This is a genomic window from Streptomyces triticisoli, from assembly GCF_003270085.1.
GTDB lineage: Bacteria > Actinomycetota > Actinomycetes > Streptomycetales > Streptomycetaceae > Streptomyces > Streptomyces triticisoli.
This window is the reverse complement of sequence record NZ_QFDQ01000005.1, coordinates 59,670-73,606: the sequence shown is the minus strand read 5'-3', so window position 1 is coordinate 73,606 and position 13,937 is coordinate 59,670. Positions and strand designations below refer to the sequence as shown.

The following is a 13,937-nucleotide window of genomic DNA, read 5'->3' as shown; positions in this document are numbered from 1 at the left end:
CGGCGCGCTCCTGCCGCCCCGAACACGGCAGCGCGCGCCGCCCGCCGACCGCGGCGCACCGGTCCCACCCCCCTCGGGCCCTGCGGGGACCGGCCGGCGCCGACAGCACGACCCACACTCGTCGAGGACGTGCGGCGCCCGAGCCCTCGACGTCCCCTCGCGGCGAATCGCTGACCACAAGCGTGATCAAACGGACAGGACACGTCAACACCGCCCAGGCGATTTACCCGTTATGCCCCATCGCATCGGGGCGCGCACAGAAGCATCTCCCGGCGCACGAGTTGGGCACCCGGAGGGGCGGGACGGCGCGTCGGCGACCGCGCGGGGGAGCCGCCCGCCCCGTGCGCCGCCTCGAGGGCCCCACAGGGGACAGGGGAAGGGTGGCCCTACACCGCCTCGTAGGCCAGTCCCTCGTAGGCCAGTCCCTCGTACGCCGCCGGTGCCGCGGTCTTCGCCGCGTCAACCGGTGGGGTGCGGCAGTCCAGTTCGCACCAGATGCGCTTGCCCGTGCCCTCCGGGTTCCAGCCCCACCGGTCGGCGAGGCCGTCGACGAGGGCGAGTCCGCGGCCGCTCGTGGCCTCGTCGCCCCCGCAGCGCGGCACGGGGGCCCTGGTGCTGGCGTCGGCCACTTCCAGGCGGACGGTGGCCGCTTCGGCCGGCACGCCGGGCAGGGACAGCCGCAGTACGGCCGGACAGCCGGTGTGCACCACGGCGTTGGTGACCAGTTCGGAGACGAGCAGGATCAACGTCTCGGCGAGCGGCTCGTCGGCCTGTATCCCCGAACCGGCGAGCCGCGAGCGGGCCCACCTCCGGGCTCGCCCCACCTCCGCGGGGTCGGGCCGGATCTCCAGCTGCACTTGAAGCACCTGCACCGCTCACACCATCCGAACCGGCGGACACATAGCCTCGCGCACGCGAGGGCCACGATCGTAGCCATTTTCTGCATGGCCGGAACAACGACCAGAGCAAGAGTCACGGAACGTGACTTCCGTGGGGAACAGCATGGTTGACGTACCGTCACCGCAACAAGCGCTTCGGGCATATTCCCGCGCGAAGGAGTACCCGTGCGGCATACTGTGCGACGCCCGTCATGACATGGCTCGTGCTCGGAACCACTCGCATCCCACACAAGGTACCCGAGCACGGCGGTGACTCCGGGACGTGACGGGTCGCGCGCGGGGACACCGGTACGGTGGCGACGCTCCGTGACGCTCCTGTGCCACGATCCGCGACATCCGCCGACGGCCGGCTCGCACGGGCGGCGCCCGTACGCGGTGTCAGGCGGACAGCGGTTCCTCGTCCACCGCTGCCGCGAGGTCCGCGTAGACGTCGAAGAGGCGGCGCACACCGAGCGCGCCGAGCACACGGTTGACGTGCGAGCCGTCGACCGCGCCGTGGGCCGGCAGGATCAGGCGGAGCCGGCCCTGGCAGGAGCGGATCAGACGGCGGGCGGCTATGAGGACGCCGACGCCGCTGGAGTCGCAGAAGAAGACGTCCGAGAGGTCCAGGACGAGATGGTGGCGGCCCTGGGCCACCGCCTCGTGCACCCGCTGCCGCAGCACCGGCGAGGTCAGCAGGTCCAGTTCGCCGGCGACCCGGAGCACGCTCCACCCGCCCTGTTGGTCGTCGGTCACCTTGAACGCCACGGCCCGCCCTCCGCTCGCCGGCACTTCCCCGGAACCGCCCGGAACCGGAAGCAGTTCCTACGCTTCTTCCCGCGCGGCTGCCCAGCGGCCGTTCCCCCAAACGCCGTAACCCAAACCGAAACCGCCCTTTCAAGGGCTTGTTTCGGTCATTTTCGATCGCATTCGCTCAGAGTTGGTCTTGCGGTGAGGGGGCGCGCAGGGCAACAAAGGGGCGTGCGTTGTCGGACGTGCCGACTACATTCGAGGTGACCGCACAGACACGCTGGGCAGGGCGCAGCAGGGTTTCAAAGGGGGCCGTATGGCGAAGAAGGACGCACCGCCCCGCTGGGACCGCAGGATGCACCAACGGCTCGCGCGCGGGGAGGCGGCAGCCCTCGGCGAGCTCTACGACCGTTTCGCCTCCCTCGTGCACGGCCTCGCCCACCGGGTGCTCGGGGACGAGCGGGCCGCCGACCGGATCACCCGCGAGGTCTTCGTGCACGTCTGGGAACACCCCGACGCCTACGACCCCCGGCAGGGCCCGTTGCGCTCCTGGGTGGCCGCGCTGGCCCACCGCTTCGCCGTGCAGCGGCTGCGCAACACCGGGACCGCCGCGCCGGACCGCGACGGACAGGACTCCCCCGAGGAGTGGGAACTCAGGGTGCGCCGCGCCTCGGCCGCCGCCCGCGCCGACTACATCGTCCACTCCATGCCGGCCCCCCTGCGCGCCGCCCTGGAACTGGCCTACTTCCAGCGCCGCGACTGCCGGCAGACCGCCGCCGACCTCGGCATCCCCGAGGACGAGGCCCGCCGCCGCCTCCGCCTCGGCCTCCAACTCCTGTCCACCGCCCACGACACGGACTCCCCCGACACGGACTCCCCCGATACGGACTTCCCCGACACACCACCCGACCACGGGGTCACGACATGAGCCCGACGAAGCCGAACGCCCCCGACGTTCCGAACGAGCCGTCCGGCCCACAGTGCCCCGGCGGTCCGCAGGGTCCCGGCGGTCCGGAGGGCCCCGGTGCTCCGGACGGACCCGGTGCTCCGCACGACCCCGCCGCTCCGGTCTGCTCCGTGGCCCCGAGCCGCTCCGGTGTTCCGGGCGGCACCGCGGACACGGGCAGACCCGCCGGCGTGGACGGTCCCAGCAGATCCGACGGTCCTGGCACTCCGGGTGGCCCCGCCGGCGTGGACGGTCCCGATGGCCCCGGTATTCCACACGGCCCTGCCCGCCTGGACGATCTCGGCCGCCCTGGCCGCCCCAGCGGTTCCAGCGTTCCGGGCAGACCCGGTGGCCCGGACGCTCCCAGCGGCCCCGGCGGGCCGGCCGACCCGCACGGCCCCGGCGGTCCCCGCGCCCCGGAATGCCTTGGCAGCCCGGGCAGTCCCGGCGGTCCCGCACGGCCCCGGCGGTCCTCAGGGTTCCCCCGGGCCCGGGCCGGGGGCCACCGCGTGTATTCATGCCCCGGGTGTCCGTCGAGGATGGTGGGCGGGTGCTGCCCGGGTGGGAGGAGTGGGTGGAGGTGAAGGACCGGACCGTGCTGGAGCATCACGTGCTGAAGTCGTTTCTCGGGGCGTGGGCGTTGGCCGCCTGTGCGCCGGAGGAGGCGGGGGCGGTCGAGGATCACCTCGGAGGATGCGGCGACTGTGCGCAGGAGGCGCTGCGGCTGCGGGAGGCGGTCGGGCTGCTGCACCGGCCCGACAGCCTGGACCTGGATCCGGGGCTGCGCACGCGCGTGCTGGACAGCTGCCTGGAGCGGCGGCCGCCGCGCATCCCCGTGCCCGGGTGGGCGGCTCCCTACGACGCCGAGACCGCCCGCCTGGACGCGCTGCTGCAGGACATGGGCGACTCCGAGTGGCACGCGCCGGTACGGCTGCGGTGGTTCGCGGGCGAGGACGCCACCAGCCGTCGTACGACCGTCGCCGGGGTCATCGCGCATCTGATGAGCGTCGACGGGCTGGTCGCGGTGGCGCTCGGACTCGACGACCCGCTCGGCGACGCCGGCGCCCGCGCCGACCGCCCCACCCCGGCGGCGCGCACCGAGGCGTACTGGCGGGCCTCGCGCTTCCCGCCGACCCGGTCGGTGCGGGCGCCCTGGCGGGAGCAGACGCACGACCTGGTGCGGACCGCGTCCTTCACCGAGGAGGGGGAGGGCACGGACAGACCCACCGTGTCCTACGGCGACTTCGAACTGCCGCTGCCCGACGCGATGCTGGACCGCGCCTTCGAGTGCTGGGTGCACGCCGAGGACATCGCTCGGGCCGTGGACTACCCGTACGAGCCGCCCGCCCCGCGGCACCTGCACGGGATGATCGACCTCGCGGCCCGCATGCTGCCGGGTGTGCTCGCCGCACGGCGGCGGGCCGGACTCACCTCGCCCGCCCGCGCCCGGCACCTGGTGGCCGCCGGGAAACCCGGCCGCAGCCTGCGCCTGGAGATCGAGGGCCAGGGCGGCGGTCAGTGGCTGATCCCGCTCGACTCACCCGGAGCGGTCGGTTCCGCGGAGCACGAGGTGGCCCATGTGGCCCTGGACGTCCTGGAGTTCTGCCGGCTGGCGGCGGGGCACGTCGTCCCGCGCGAGGCGGCGGCCGGTCAGGTCGGCGACCGCGAGGCGATCAGGGACGTGCTGTACGCGGCGGCGACGCTGAGCCGCATGTGACACCCCCGCCGGACGACACCGCCGCCAGGCGGGTCAGGCGAACACCACCGTCCGCCGCCCGTTCAGCAGGATCCGGCGCTCCGCGTGCCACTTCACCGCGCGCGCCAGCGCCTGGCACTCCACGTCCCGTCCGACGGCGACCAGCTGGTCCGGGGTGGCGTCGTGGCCGACCCGCTCGACCTCCTGCTCGATGATCGGCCCCTCGTCGAGGTCGGCCGTCACATAGTGCGCCGTCGCGCCGATCAGCTTCACACCCCGCGCGTGCGCCTGGTGGTACGGCTTCGCGCCCTTGAAGCTCGGCAGGAAGGAGTGGTGGATGTTGATGACCCGGCCACTGAGCTGCTTGCACAGGTCGTCGGAGAGGACCTGCATGTAGCGGGCGAGGACGACCAGTTCGACGTCCTCCTCGCGCACGATCTCCAGCAGCCGCGCCTCGGCCTCCGGCTTGGTGTCCCTGGTCACCGGGATGTGATGGAAGGGAATGTTGTACGACCCCACCAGCTCGGCGAAGTCGGTGTGGTTGGACACCACCGCCGCGATCTCCACCGGCAGCGCGCCGGTCCGGGCGCGGAAGAGCAGGTCGTTCAGGCAGTGCCCGAACCTGCTGACCATCAGCACGATCCGCATCTTCTCGTCGGCCCGGTTGATCTGCCAGTCCATCGCGAAGGAGTCACCGATCGCCGCGAAGCTGGCGCGCAGCTTGTCCACCGTCACCGGAGCCTCGGCCGAGAAGTGGACACGCATGAAGAACAGTTCCGTGTCGTGGTCGCCGAACTGCTGGCTGTCCTCGATGTTGCAGCCGGTCATGAACAGATAGCTGGACACGGCGTGCACGATGCCCTGCTTGTCCGGGCACGAGAGGGTCAGGACGTACTGGTCGGCCGGGGCCGCCACGACTCGGGAGGACTGCTCGTTCATGCGGGACAGGGTCTCATGCCGGGCGCGGCCCGCGGCCCGGAGTCCGTTACGCGGACGTGGCCGGACGGCTACGCGGACCGCGTCAGGATCCGCAGCACCTCGAGGGTGCGGGGCGGTGTGTCCGGGTCCTCGCCGTCGCTCGCCGCGAGCCGCACATGCGCGTCCCGCGCCGCCCGTACCGCCTCCGGCCAGCCGTGGTGGTCGAGGTACGCGGCCACCGGCGCGTCCGGGCCCACCTGGTGCATGATGCGCAGCACCCGCAGGACCGCGGTGTCGACGAGCGCCGCCTCCTGGGAGTCCCGGAAGATCGTGCCGATGTACTTCTCGGCGGACCAGCTGTCCAGCCAGGTGTCCTCGACCAGCCGGTAGACGGCGTCGGTGACGTCGCCGTACCCCTCGACGCCTGCCAGCCAGACGTCCCGCTGGAACACCGGATCGGAGAGCATGTGCAGCGCGGAGCGCACGTTGCTGCGCCAGCGCCACCACGGCATGTCATTGACGGGCATGCCGCCCATGGTGGATGAGCGACGGCCGCGACGGGAAGAGTACTGCGAACCTTGCACGGTCACCGATCGTACGTTCCCCGCACCGGCCGCCTCATCCGCCCCCGTAATTCACCTCGCCGTCACTCTTCGTTGACCGGGAGTAACTCAGGGGTTGGCGGTGTGACGGAATCGTGTGTGCGCATGACCGGCAGGCGACGCTCCCGCACCAGATCCCTCCCCGCTCTCCCCCGGCCCGCCGGAAGAGCCCTGCTGCCGGCGGGCGCCCTGGTGGCGTGCGCCGCGCTCGCCGCCGGCTGCGGGGTCGTCCCCGGTGCCACGGGGGGCTCCGGGGACGACCCCGTCACCGTGATGACCTGGGCGCCGGAGAACACCGCGACGACCAACAAGCCCGGCATGCCCGCCATGGCCAGGGCCTACGCCCGCTGGGTCAACGCAGGCGGCGGGATCAACGGCCGCAAACTGAACGTCCTGACCTGCAACGACGGCAACGACAGCGTGACCGCGGCGAAGTGCGCCCGACGTGCCGCGAAGGAGGACGTGGTCGCCGTCGTGGGCTCCTACAGCCAGTACAGCGACTCCTTCTTCCCGCCCCTGGAGGGCGCCGGCATCCCGTACATCGGCGGCTACGGCGTCACCAACACCGAGTTCACCCGGGCCCTGTCCTACCCCGTCAACGGAGGCCGGCCCGCCCTGCTGGCCGGCCTCGGCAGGCAGCTCGCCGCACAGTGCGGTCCCGTCACCCTCGTCCGCCCCGACACCATCGCGGGCGACGAGCTGCCCGCCCTGCTCGACGCCGGTCTACGGGCCGGCGGACACGAGGCCGCCCACGACCAGCGGGCCGCCGCCGACGCCACCGAGTACTCCGGCCAGGCCGACCAGGCACTGAGGCAGTCGAGCGCCGACCCGGCGAGGAAGGGCTGCGTGGTCCCCGCCCTCGGGGAGCGCACCGGCATCTTCATGGACTCCTTCCGCCGCGCCCGCGAGAACCATCCGGCCGTGCGCACCGCCGCCGTGCTCGACAGCGTCGACCAGTCGGTGGTCGACGCCAGTGGCGGGAAGTCCGGCCCGTACGAGGGGGCGTACGTCACCGGCTGGTACCCGGTGACGAGCGATCCGCGCTGGGAGGGGATGAAGAAGGTCATCAAAGAGCAGGCGTTCGGCGACAACCGGATCAACCCCGAGGACGCCGGAGTGCAGACCACGTGGATCGCCTACACCGTGCTCCGGGCCGTCCTGGAGGAGATCGGCGACGGGGAGGTGAGCGCCCACACCGTACGGCGCACCCTCAACCGCGGGCTCACGGTCGACACCGGCGGGCTGACCCCGCCGCTGCGGTGGCGCACCTCCGACCTGCTCGCCTCCTCCGGCTTCGCCCGGCTGGTCAACGCGGACGTGACCCAGCAGGTGGTGCGGCAGGGCCGGCTGGTGCCGGTCGCGAAGGGGTTCACCGACATGGCGAAGACGCTGGAGGACGCGGACACCGACTGACGTCCGCAGGGGCGTCCGGGCCGCGTCCGCCGACCGGGCCGCGTCCCCTCCTCACAGCTGGGTCGGCTGGCGCTGGGGGAGGCCGTACGTGTTCGCGATCGTGTTCCACATCCGGGCGGCCTTGGCCTTCTCGGCGCTGGCGACGCCGCTCTCGCGGTTGCCGGCCTGGGTCTCGCCGGTGACCCGGGCTTGGCCCTTCTTGCAGCCCTTCTTGCCGCGGGTCTGGTCGGCCCAGGCCGCGTAGTGCAGGTCGGCGGACTCCGACGCCTTCCAGGCCTTGGTGAGGGCCGCGGTCAGCTCGGCGTGGTCGGGGAGCTTGTCGACGGACAGCTGTTCCAGACTGGTGACCAGGCCCTTGCGCTGCTCGGCCGCGTCGCGCAGGTCGGAGGCGGCCTGGTCGAGGTTGGCGCAGTTCTTGACGTCCTCCACCGCCTTGATCACGGAGGCCCGGCTGCTGCCGCTGTCGGCCAGCAGCTTGTCCAGCGCGACCGCCTGCTCCCGGGCCGGGTCGGTGGTGGGCGAGGGGGACGCGTCGTCGGTGACGGGCGCGGTCGCCGAGACGGTGGCCTTGTTGTCGTCGCTGTCGCTGTCTCCACCGCCGCTGAGCAGCGCGCCGGCGCCTATGCCGAGGACGACGATCCCGGCGCCCACGGCCGCGATCAGCGGCACGCGCGAGCCGGTGCGCCGGCCTCCCCGGCCGCCCCCGCCGTCGTATCCGCCGTCGTGCCCACCGTCATACCCGCCGCCGTGCCCGCCGGGCGGGGTGAACGCGGGCTGCTGGAGGTGGGGCAGCTGCTGGGTGGCCGGTGCCGCGCCGCCGGAGTCGCTGCGGAAGAGGTTGTCGAACTCGGCGGGCGTCTGCCGCCCGCCGTCCGCCTGGGCGTCCACCGGCGCGATGAACTGCGTGGCCTCGGCGTCGGGGTTGTGCCCGGGGACGCCGCCCTGGGGCATGTGGCCCAGGAACTGCGCCGACGGGTCCCCGCCGCCCTCGGGCGGCAACGCCCCCGGCGCCACGGGCGGGATGTACTGCGTGGCCCCTTCGTCCATCGCCGCGTTGTTCACGGGCGGCAGGAACTGGGTGGCTCCCTCGTCGAAAGCGGGGGCGGGGGCGCCGGGGACCGGGGGAAGGTACTGGGTGGCCCCTTCGTCGGCCACCGGAGCGCCGTGCGGGGCACCGTGCGGGGCGCCATGCCCGCCGTACCCGCCGTGCCCGCCGTACTCGGCCGCGTGCGGCGCCGGGTGGGCGGTGGAGGCGCCGTAGGGCCCGGCCGGGGCGCCCTCCGGGGGCAGGGGGCCCGCGCCCGGGTGGGCTGCGGGAGCCTGTGCGCCCCACTGCGGGGAGTCCCAGGACTGGGCGGATGGGGTGGTCTGCCAGCCCTGACCGTGCTGCGGGTCGGGGCCCCACGGCTGGCCCCAGGCCTGACCGCCGGCGGGCGCCGCGGCCTGGGCCTGGCCCGGCAGCAGGGGCTCACCTCCGTCGGAGGGCAGCACGATGCCTTCGTGCGCGGGCCGCGCCGAGGGCTCCTCGCCCTGTCCACTCTGCGTCACCGGGACTCCTACGAATGGGGGACCTTCGGAATCGTCGGCTCACGCTACCGGGTCCCCGGAGCCTGGTGCCACGCAGCACAGGGCGAGACCTCCTTCCCCGTGACCGCAGTAACAAAACCCGCTCACGGGGCGCTGTACATACCTCACATACTTCACGAGGCCGTTCTCACGCCGCCACCCGCACCTCCAGCCGCGCCCCGAACTCCCTTACCACCGGCTCGTCCCGGAACGGTTCGAGCCGCTGCCGGAAGTCCTCCAGGTACTCCGCCCCCCGGTCGGACCGCAGCGTCCGCAGCAGCTCCACCGCCTTCAGCCCCGTATCGCAGGCCTGTTCGACCTCCCGCTGCTGCACCTGTGCGGTGGCGAGCAGCACATAGCCGATGGCCCGCCGCCGCGCCCGCGACGCGGGATGCCCGGCCAGCGCCTCCTCCGCCCGTCGCGCCGCCGCCTCCCCCTGACCCAGGTCCCGGTGGCAGTGCGCCAACTCGTCGGCGAGATAGGCCTCGTCGAAGTGCGCGATCCACGCCGGGTCGTCCCCCGTGTCCGACTGGGAGGCCTCCAGCGCGCGCACCGCCCGCCCGGCGGCCACCTGCGCCGCCCGCGCGTCGCCCATCAGCGCGTGCCCGCGTGCCTCGGCCGCGTGGAACATCGCCTCCGCGCGCGGTGTCACACGCCCGCGCGCGCCCTCCTGCGCCGCCCGCGCCAACTGCGCGATCTCCCGCGGGTTTCCGAGCTGCGCGGCGAGGTGGCTCATGGAGGCGGCCAGCACATAGCCGCCGTAGCCGCGGTCGCCGGCCGCCTGGGCGAGCCGCAGCGCCTGGATGTAGTACCGCTGGGCCAGGCCCGGTTGGCCGGTGTCGACGGCCATGTACCCGGCGAGTTCGGTGAGTCGGGCCACCGCGGCGAACAGGTCGCGGCCCACCGCCTCCCGGTACGACCCGGCGAGCAGCCCGGAGACGACGCTGTTGAGGTAGTGCACGACCACCGGGCGCACATGCCCGCTGCCGTAGGTGTGGTCCAGGTCGACCAGCGCCTGCGTCATGGCCCGTACGGCCGCTACGTCGGACTGGCCCACCCGCGGCCCCACCGCGCGCGCGACCTGCCCGTCCGGCGCGGAGATCAGCCAGTCCCGGCTCGGCTCCACCAGCGCGGACGCGGCGACGGAGGAACCGGACAGGAAGTCCCGGCGGCCCACGTCACTGCGCCACAGCTCGCAGACCTGCTCGATGGCCCCCAGCACCGTCGGCGAGAACTGGAGACCCACACCGGAGGCGAGGTTCTTGCCGTTGGCCATACCGATCTCGTCGATCGTGACCGTACGGCCCAGCTTGCGGCCCAGCGCCTCCGCGATGACCGCCGGGGCACGCCCGCGTGGCTGCTGCCCGCGCAGCCAGCGCGCCACGGACGTCTTGTCGTACCGCAGGTCGAGGCCGTGCTCGGCACCGCACATGTTGACCCGGCGGGCCAGCCCGGCATTCGAGCAGCCCGCCTCCTGGATGAGCGCCTGCAGCCGTTCGTTCGGCTGCCGCGCGACGAGAGGCCTTGCGGCCATGGCGTAACCCCCTGTAGCTGCGGTGCTCTGCCCACGCACCGAGTCGACGAGTCTTGCGCGGCCGGAGACGGTCCGCGTCCCGGCGGAAAGTTCCAGCCGTGAAGATCAATGCCCCGCGGACATACCGAAAATGCGGGACATGCGAGGATTGCCGGGGTAAAGGTGAACGCCACCCCCGTACCGAACTACCCAACACCCGCCGACGATCCTCCCGCGCGCCCCCACACATGCACCCATGCGCCCCGGACGCGGACCCGGTGCTCCTCCCCGGCGCGTCAACTCCCGCAGACCCCCGTAACCCCGGTTGGGCGCGGGAGTTGAGTGGGGCGTGGAAGAGACGATCCCGAGTGCCCAAGCCGTACACACTGCCGACCGGAGCGCCGGTCGGGCCGCCGGTCGGATTCCCCAGCAGCGCGGAGAGCTAATGCTGGAGACAGCCGTTCGCTATGCCGAGGAACGCCGCTGGGACGTGTTCCCCGGCACCTGGCTGGAAGCGGCCGGCGGAGTGCAGCGCTGCTCCTGCGGCGACCCCGCGTGCGCGGCACCCGGCGCACACCCGGCGCACGCGGACTGGGCGGCCCGGGCGACCGGCAGCGCGACCGCGGTCCGCCGGATGTGGCAGCAGCAGCCGACCGCGTCGATCCTGCTGCCCACGGGCCGTACGTTCGACGCGCTGTCCGTCCCGGAGACGGCCGGGTTCCTCGCGCTGGCCCGGATGGAGCGGATGAAGTCGGCCCTCGGACCGGTGATCCTCACCCCCGAGCGGCGGATGCAGTTCTTCGTGCTGCCGGGGGCGTGCGTGAAGGTGCCGGAGTCGCTGCGCAGGCTGGGGTGGTCGGCGGCGTCCCTGGACCTGGTCGCGCTGGGCGAGGGGGCGTATGTGGCTGCGCCGCCCACGCGGTACGGGTCGCGGGGGGCCGTGCAGTGGGCCTGCCGGCCCACTGCGGCCAATCGGTGGCTGCCGGATGTGGAGGAGTTGATCCCGCCGTTGGCGTATGCGTGCGGAAGAGACAGGTAACGGGCGCCTACTGTCCTGCCCGGTTTCTCTTGTTCCGCGGCTGCGAGTCGTTTGTGGCTGGTCGCGCCCCGATGGGGGTCCCCTGCTCGTCAAGAGCTTGGGGGAGGAGCCGCATATCAGCACAGGCCCGCGCCCCTTCAGGACGCTGCTCCCCCGTAGGGTTCACCCTGATGGAGGGAGCAGTCGTAGTGGGTACAAGCGCCGTACGCGTACAGGGGCTCTGGAAGCGGTTCGGGCAGCAGGTCGCCGTGGCCGGGATCGACCTCGAGTTGCCGGCGGGGAACTTCATCGGGCTGGTCGGGCCCAACGGGGCGGGCAAGACCACCACGCTCTCCATGGTGACCGGACTGCTCCGGCCCGACCAGGGCAGCGTCGAGGTCGTCGGGCACGACGTGTGGCGGGACCCGGTGGCGGTGAAGGCGCGGATCGGTGTGCTGCCCGAGGGGCTGCGGCTCTTCGAGCGGCTGTCGGGGCGGGAACTGCTGTCGTACTCGGGGCGGTTGCGCGGTCTGCCCGGAAACGAGGTGGACCGGCGGGCCACACAGCTGCTCGACGTGCTGGACCTGGCCGGCGCCCAGCACAAGCTCGTCGTCGACTACTCGACCGGCATGCGCAAGAAGATAGGACTCGCGTCCGCGCTGCTGCACAACCCGGAGGTCCTGTTCCTGGACGAGCCGTTCGAGGGCGTCGACCCGGTGTCCGCGCAGACCATCCGGGGCGTCCTGGAGCGGTACACCGCCTCCGGCGCCACCGTCGTGTTCTCCTCCCACGTCATGGAACTGGTCGAGTCGCTGTGCGACTGGGTGGCCGTGATGGCGGCCGGGCGGATCCGCGCCCAGGGCACCCTCGCCGAGGTGCGCGGTGAGGCTCCCACCCTTCAGCAGGCCTTCCTCGAACTCGTCGGCGCCCAGGGCCGGGACGCCGGTTCCCACCTGGACTGGCTGGGCGGCGGTTCCCGATGAGCGCCGTCACCGGAGCGCCCTCGGCAGCCCCCTCGATCACCCCCGTCGTCGTACGCCTGAAGCTGTCGCTGCTGCGCAACGGGTTGCGGCAGTCCGGCGGACGGCGTGCCGCGTTCATCGCGTCGGCCGTCGTCGCGCTGCTGTTCGCCGCGCTGCAGCTGCTCGGGCTGATCATGCTGCGCGGCCACGCGCACATCGCCTCCGTGGCCGTCATCGGCGTGGCCGTGCTGGCGCTGGGCTGGGCCGTGATGCCGCTGTTCTTCCCCGGCGGCGACGAGACCCTCGACCCGACCCGCCTGGTGATGCTGCCGCTGCGGCCCCGGCCGCTGGTCAACGCGCTGCTGGCGGCCTCGCTGGTCGGCATCGGACCGCTGTTCACGGTGCTGCTGCTGGTGGGCTGCGTGATCTCGGTGGCGCACGGGGCGGCCGCGTTCGCCGTCGCGGTTCTCGCGCTCGTCCTCACGCTGCTGGTGTGCGTGGCCCTCGCGCGGGCCGTGGCCGCCGCCAACATCCGGCTGCTGACCAGCCGCAAGGGACGGGATCTGGCCGTGCTCAGCGGGCTGGTCATCGCGATCGGCGCGCAGGTGGTGAACTTCGGCATGCAGCAGCTGGGTTCGATGGGCCTGGGCCGGCTCGACCCGGTCGCGGACGTACTGCGGTGGGTGCCGCCCGCCTCGGCGGTGGGCGCGGTGGACTCGGCGAGCCGGGGCTCCTACGGCGTCGCGGTGGCCCAGCTCGCCCTGACCGCGGCGGCGCTGGCCGCCCTGCTCGCGGTGTGGGGGCGCAGCCTGAACCGGCTGATGACCTCGCCCGACTCCTCGACCCTGCAGGCCGTCGACGCTCCCGCGCGCAAGCGGACCCGTGAGGGCGGCGGTGGCCTGGCACGGCTGCTGCCGTCCGGCCGCACCGGCACCGTCATGGAACGCAGCCTGCGGTACATCTGGCGCGACCCCAAGACCAAGGCGGCCTGGGCGACCTCGCTCGCCATCGGCCTGATCGTGCCGGTGTTCAACGCCCTGCAGGGCACCGGATCGCCGTACTTCGCCTGCTTCGCCGCCGGAATGCTCGGCATCCAGATGTACAACCAGTTCGGGCAGGACACCTCCGCGTTCTGGATGGTCGCGCTGACGATCTCCTCCCCGCGGGACGCCTACGTCGAGCTGCGCGGGCGGGCACTGGCCCTGCTGGCCATCACCCTGCCGTACGCCACCCTGGTCACGGTGCTGACCGCGGGTCTGCTCGGCGAGTGGTCCGAGCTGCCCAAGGTGCTCGGCCTGTCCTTCGCCCTGCTCGGCGCGATGCTGGCGACCGGGGCGTGGACGTCGGCGCGCTTCCCGTACTCCATCCCCCAGGAGGGCTACAAGAACGTCGCCCCCGGTCAGGTCGGCCTCGCCTGGATCTCCATCTTCGGCGGCATGGTCGCGGCGGCCCTGCTGTGCTCCCCCTTCATCGTCCTCGTCATCTGGTCGAGCCTCAGCGCGGGCGGAGCCGACTGGAGCCGGCTGCTGCTGCCGGTCGGCGCGGCGTACGGGGCGGGGCTCACCCTCCTCGGCCTGCGCCTGGCGGCGCCGCGCACGGCGGCCCGCCTGCCGGAGATCCTCACGGCGGTGAGCAAGGGCTGAGGTTCCGGTGCGCGAGGGCCGGTTCCGGTGCG

General features: G+C 73.0%; 12 protein-coding genes. 6 read left to right on the top strand and 6 right to left on the bottom strand.

What is annotated here, in order from left to right; all coding sequences use genetic code 11:
* Positions 1-386: 386 nt before the first annotated feature.
* Together DEP02_RS01565 and DEP02_RS01560 are read right to left on the bottom strand one after the other, a co-directional pair.
* Positions 387-872, bottom strand: a complete 486-nt coding sequence (locus DEP02_RS01565; protein WP_438947711.1) for an ATP-binding protein — start codon at positions 870-872, stop codon at positions 387-389.
* Between the two features lie 405 nt (positions 873-1,277).
* Complete coding sequence (locus DEP02_RS01560) at positions 1,278-1,646, bottom strand: STAS domain-containing protein (protein ID WP_112465498.1); 369 nt, start codon at positions 1,644-1,646, stop codon at positions 1,278-1,280.
* 298 nt (positions 1,647-1,944) lie between these two features.
* Here DEP02_RS01560 and DEP02_RS01555 point away from each other — a divergent pair, with 298 nt between their 5' ends.
* Both DEP02_RS01555 and DEP02_RS01550 read left to right on the top strand, forming a co-directional pair.
* On the top strand, positions 1,945-2,556 hold the full coding sequence (locus DEP02_RS01555; RefSeq protein WP_112465497.1) for a sigma-70 family RNA polymerase sigma factor: 612 nt from the start codon (positions 1,945-1,947) through the stop codon (positions 2,554-2,556).
* 439 nt (positions 2,557-2,995) lie between these two features.
* Positions 2,996-4,291, top strand: a complete 1,296-nt coding sequence (locus DEP02_RS01550) for a maleylpyruvate isomerase N-terminal domain-containing protein (protein WP_112465496.1) — start codon at positions 2,996-2,998, stop codon at positions 4,289-4,291.
* A gap of 33 nt (positions 4,292-4,324) precedes the next feature.
* Here DEP02_RS01550 and purU read toward each other — a convergent pair whose 3' ends face one another.
* Entirely contained in the window at positions 4,325-5,209 is an 885-nt protein-coding gene (gene purU / locus DEP02_RS01545; RefSeq protein ID WP_112465495.1) for a formyltetrahydrofolate deformylase, read from the bottom strand.
* A 68-nt stretch (positions 5,210-5,277) separates the two neighbouring features.
* Positions 5,278-5,778, bottom strand: a complete 501-nt coding sequence (locus DEP02_RS01540; protein ID WP_112465494.1) for an SCO4402 family protein — start codon at positions 5,776-5,778, stop codon at positions 5,278-5,280.
* A 117-nt stretch (positions 5,779-5,895) separates the two neighbouring features.
* Between DEP02_RS01540 and DEP02_RS01535 the strand changes: the two genes are divergently transcribed.
* On the top strand, positions 5,896-7,203 hold the full coding sequence (locus tag DEP02_RS01535) for an ABC transporter substrate-binding protein (protein WP_112465493.1): 1,308 nt from the start codon (positions 5,896-5,898) through the stop codon (positions 7,201-7,203).
* A 51-nt stretch (positions 7,204-7,254) separates the two neighbouring features.
* Here DEP02_RS01535 and DEP02_RS01530 read toward each other — a convergent pair whose 3' ends face one another.
* Both DEP02_RS01530 and DEP02_RS01525 read right to left on the bottom strand, forming a co-directional pair.
* Positions 7,255-8,751 (bottom strand): hypothetical protein, encoded by a 1,497-nt coding sequence (locus DEP02_RS01530; protein ID WP_112465492.1) that lies wholly within the window; start codon positions 8,749-8,751, stop codon positions 7,255-7,257.
* Positions 8,752-8,917: 166 nt separating this feature from the next.
* Positions 8,918-10,303: an NsdA family TPR-like regulatory protein gene (locus DEP02_RS01525; RefSeq protein ID WP_112465491.1), complete on the bottom strand. Its 1,386-nt coding sequence runs from the start codon at positions 10,301-10,303 to the stop codon at positions 8,918-8,920.
* Between the two features lie 424 nt (positions 10,304-10,727).
* Between DEP02_RS01525 and DEP02_RS01520 the strand changes: the two genes are divergently transcribed.
* From DEP02_RS01520 to DEP02_RS01510, 3 genes are all read left to right on the top strand, one after another.
* Positions 10,728-11,321 carry a bifunctional DNA primase/polymerase gene (locus DEP02_RS01520; RefSeq protein ID WP_112465490.1) on the top strand — a complete coding sequence of 198 codons (594 nt, stop codon included), beginning with the start codon at positions 10,728-10,730 and terminating at the stop codon, positions 11,319-11,321.
* Between the two features lie 170 nt (positions 11,322-11,491).
* Entirely contained in the window at positions 11,492-12,283 is a 792-nt protein-coding gene (locus DEP02_RS01515; RefSeq protein WP_112465489.1) for an ABC transporter ATP-binding protein, read from the top strand.
* Positions 12,280-13,905, top strand: coding sequence for a transporter (locus DEP02_RS01510; RefSeq protein WP_112465488.1), 1,626 nt, complete (start codon positions 12,280-12,282; stop codon positions 13,903-13,905). The genes DEP02_RS01515 and DEP02_RS01510 overlap by 4 nt, the downstream gene beginning before the upstream one ends.
* The last annotated feature ends 32 nt before the right edge of the window (positions 13,906-13,937 follow it).